At 53.5% G+C, this 3,360-nt stretch carries 5 protein-coding genes; 1 reads left to right on the top strand and 4 read right to left on the bottom strand.

Going from position 1 to position 3,360, the window contains the following annotated elements; all coding sequences use genetic code 11:
* Positions 1–89: 89 nt before the first annotated feature.
* The 3 genes from GHN86_RS22790 to GHN86_RS22780 form a co-directional block, all read right to left on the bottom strand.
* On the bottom strand, positions 90–362 hold the full coding sequence (locus tag GHN86_RS22790; protein ID WP_228389645.1) for a hypothetical protein: 273 nt from the start codon (positions 360–362) through the stop codon (positions 90–92).
* A gap of 610 nt (positions 363–972) precedes the next feature.
* Positions 973–1,239, bottom strand: coding sequence for a type II toxin-antitoxin system RelE family toxin (locus GHN86_RS22785; protein WP_073510837.1), 267 nt, complete (start codon positions 1,237–1,239; stop codon positions 973–975).
* Complete coding sequence (locus GHN86_RS22780) at positions 1,223–1,450, bottom strand: CopG family transcriptional regulator (RefSeq protein ID WP_073510839.1); 228 nt, start codon at positions 1,448–1,450, stop codon at positions 1,223–1,225. Before GHN86_RS22780 ends, GHN86_RS22785 begins: the two co-directional genes overlap by 17 nt.
* Positions 1,451–1,761: 311 nt before the next feature.
* On the opposite strand from GHN86_RS22780, the gene GHN86_RS22775 reads away from it, so the two are divergent.
* The gene (locus tag GHN86_RS22775) at positions 1,762–2,004 is read left to right on the top strand and encodes a hypothetical protein (RefSeq protein WP_073510841.1); all 243 of its coding nucleotides are present in this window, start codon (positions 1,762–1,764) and stop codon (positions 2,002–2,004) included.
* A 52-nt stretch (positions 2,005–2,056) separates the two neighbouring features.
* On the opposite strand, the gene GHN86_RS22770 is transcribed toward GHN86_RS22775, so the two are convergent.
* Positions 2,057–2,479, bottom strand: a complete 423-nt coding sequence (locus tag GHN86_RS22770; protein WP_153387370.1) for a hypothetical protein — start codon at positions 2,477–2,479, stop codon at positions 2,057–2,059.
* Between the last annotated feature and the right edge of the window lie 881 nt (positions 2,480–3,360).

Genomic DNA, 3,360 nt, shown 5'->3' with positions numbered 1-3,360 from the left:
GTGGTTTCCGTGCCCAGAAAAAAAGGCCCCCACGACTCTCTCAAGTGTGGGGGCCTTTTGAACATAAGCGGCGTTATTGGAACTCAACCTTAGCCATCCGATCGCATCCGTTTTGGCAGAAATACACCGGCTTGACCTTTCGTGGCTTCTTTAGGAAAACCCAAGTGGTACTCCACGTACTGGTCAGTACCGTCCTGGCGGTCGAACAGACCCAGCAGCAACCAGCCTTCGTTTATCAGTTCCTGTGCCTGAGCCTCATTTCTGACAGTCTTCAGTGCTTTGGTGCCTTCAATCGCCATCGGTACGACTCCTTGTAGGTGATGGCCGAGTGTAGCCAATGGCCAGTCATTGGATAGTGCCATGAACCAAGTCCCGGTAAGGGGGGCTTTCATAAGGACTCGGTACGACCGTTTTTATCAATTAGCCCTACATATTGCGCGCTGTCGGTGACGTCCTGCTGCTTATGTCTCCCTTAGTAGTAAGAACTAATGGAGGTGAATACATGAACAAGGTACGTCTCAAAACCGCAGCACAATGGTTGGTAGAGCTGCTAGCACGTGAAGCCCTGAGGGCAGCGCTGCATTGGGTCTTGAATCTCCTCAAGCAGGACGGCTAATAGTGTTGGTCTTATGGTCACCAGAAAACCTGCCGCTTGGTGGGAGTTGTACGGAAATTTAACGATAACGGTGTTATGCGTAGTCTCTCAACTTGACCACCCCGCCAGTTGCGACGATCAACTCGCGGACCTGATCCTGCGTCGCCCATTCATCAGCCCCTATCCTCCACTCTCCGCCGTCGTACACCACCCAAGTATCACCAACCTCCCAAGTAATTGGCCCCGATCTTTCGAGTATCAAGCTGCGCAAGCTCTCCATTATCAAAGGCTGCAACGGATCGTCACTGGCTAGGTTGGGTAGGTCGTTGTTGGTCGTAGGCATTGAGGGGGTTCCTTTCTGTTTGTGAGTTACTTCACTACCGGTATACCTCACGGCGGTTGCCCAACTGCACCACCAGAATCCGCAAGGCGCCATCTTGGATGTCGCAGATCACCCGAAAATCGCCGACGCGATAACGCCACAAACCACCCAATGGGCCGGTCAGGGCTTTGCCCGTACTGCGCGGATCATCACGGCCAACCACCCGCTCATCCATAAAATCGAGGATGCGCTTGGCTGCCTGCTTATCCAACTTGCGCAACTGAGTCTTGGCCGTGTCGGTGTAATCAATCGTCCAGACCAAGAGACTTCCTTACGTCCGCAGCTGAGTGTACGACCTCTTGGCCTTTACGAACCCGCTCCAGGACTTCCGCCGCGAGGTAGTAATCCTCCAAGTCGGTAAGGCCGTGGTCGATGATTTCACGCAAGTAATACGCTTTGGTACGCCCGGTACTGCTCGCCAAGAAATCGAGGCGCTGCTCAGTTTCGGGCGCCAGTCGAATGGAAGTCGCCATGCTGTAGCCTCCTATGTAATACATGTATTCATTGTATCACATAGGTATAGGAGGCAAATATGAGGCTTATTTTTGTAGGGATCGCATTTAATGAATGTCCTATTAGCAGCAGTTTGTGGCACAAACGAGGCGCGGATGCCTATCCTGCACTAGCTTCTTTTCTCCTCGAAAAAAATAAGCCCTTCATACGCTTTTAATACGTATTTGATGTACCGGTGAGACGCCAAATAGCCATTAATCAATCATTTTTCATGATTTGGCTCCAAACAGGTGCGTGCTCGGTTTAACCAGACCTCATTGGAGCTACCGCTATGACTTTTGTCAGAAAATGGGCCAACTACGATGTAGCCCGTAGCCGTCTGCTGATGCAGATCTCCGAACTGGACTCCTTGATTGATCAAGAACAAGCCGCCTCCGCACCAAATCCCACGAAGATTGCCGTCCTGGAGAATGAGCAAAACGATCTAATAGATCAGTCCGACATGCTTTGTTCTGACAACATTGAGCTGACTAGCAGGATCGCCACCACCAGTCCATCAACGACTGGTATTTAACAAATTACTGGTTTGCATGGCTCAAATTTTAGCGGCTAAAATTTGAGCTCAGTCAGCAGGCTAGGCGCTCACGCAAAGCCATCACCCGTGAAGCAGACAAGTCACGAATATCCTCGTTATGAAAAATCAGGTGCGCTCGGTGCGGCTTGGTTTCCTCGTCCCATAGCTCCAAATCTTCCATTCGAAACTGATACTTGCCCTGGTATGTCGCTGCGAGATCAGCAGCCAAACAGCGCGCGGCTTCGCCAGGGGTAGCTATGACCCAATCAACGATGTCGGCCATCTGTTCGGCTGATGAGCGCGGCATGACACCCTGAGCGGCAGCACAGGCAAACTCGTTGTAAAGCTTAGCGCCAAGCGCAGGATCATCCGTAGGATTTCCCGGGCACAGCCGCTGCTCCCAAGGAAGCACATAGGTCGATTGGCCGAGAATATCTTGTCGGACGTAGTCCGAAGGTTTAGCTAAGCGCTGCATGAGGTTTGCTCCCAAGCGAAAATCGCATGGTAACGCGTCCAGAGCGGCCTTAGCCGCTCTGATAAACCGTCGTCGAAGACGGCGGAAACAGCTGGACAGACATCACCCGAGCCAACGAGGGGGGTGAGAAAAAATGGACCCCAGTCCGAATTTTTCCGTTCTGCCCTGGTGCAGCCCGTTCAGGGCGGAATCAGGGTGCGAAGCATCCGGCCGCACCGCTTGCGTGCGCGTCAGGTGAAACCGGACCAACCTGGATTCGCGATGTAGCAGTAGAGAAAGGGACAAAGGACCGCAACGAGACGTCGCGCAATTGGAGAATGCAGGTTGGTCCGGCTTTGCCGGGCGCGCACGCGGGTGAATTTTCGAGACAAGCCCGTCCAGGGCGCAGGGGAGGAAAGAGGGTGGAGGCTCGCGCAGCGAGTCGGAACCCTGAAAGCCTGACGGGGCGCTCCCCCGGAAGGTTTGGGCGTCCCGCAGGGCGGCCACGACAGACCGTAGGGATGGCGCGCTGTTGCTCTGCTTTTGTCTTGGATTATCTATGTGGCGTTCTATTGGTCGTTCTATTGCGTTGGCTATTGCTTCAGCAATAGAACGCCAATAGGAGAGGTATAAAGGTGAAAAGGTACAAAAGGGCAAAAAGCCAAGAGCATTCGCGCTACGCGCTCACCAGCTCGACCCCCTAAAGGGGGACCCCCACTCGCTGGGAAAGATCCAAAGCGGGTAATAACCCTGAGAGACAAGAGCACGAGCAATGATGGCTGACGCCAGTCTAAGGCCGCCCACTGGCGGCAATAATGATGGCTACGCGACGCACTTGATGGCTCCCACTGGCGTGGGAGCCCCTACGATCGGCTTTTAAAAAAAGCGTCTCGCATGACTCC

Source organism: Pseudomonas helleri (assembly GCF_009600315.1).
In the GTDB taxonomy this organism is placed as follows: Bacteria; Pseudomonadota; Gammaproteobacteria; order Pseudomonadales; family Pseudomonadaceae; genus Aquipseudomonas; species Aquipseudomonas helleri_A.
The sequence above is the reverse complement of the archived record's forward strand: the minus strand, read 5'-3'. Positions and strand labels throughout refer to the sequence as shown.

Coding starts and splice junctions, on each gene's coding strand:
- GHN86_RS22770 (WP_153387370.1), bottom strand. CDS start 2,479: ATGCAGCGCTTAGCTAAACCTTCGGACTACGTCCGACAAGATATTCTC.
- GHN86_RS22790 (WP_228389645.1), bottom strand. CDS start 362: ATGGCACTATCCAATGACTGGCCATTGGCTACACTCGGCCATCACCTA.
- GHN86_RS22775 (WP_073510841.1), top strand. CDS start 1,762: ATGACTTTTGTCAGAAAATGGGCCAACTACGATGTAGCCCGTAGCCGT.
- GHN86_RS22780 (WP_073510839.1), bottom strand. CDS start 1,450: ATGGCGACTTCCATTCGACTGGCGCCCGAAACTGAGCAGCGCCTCGAT.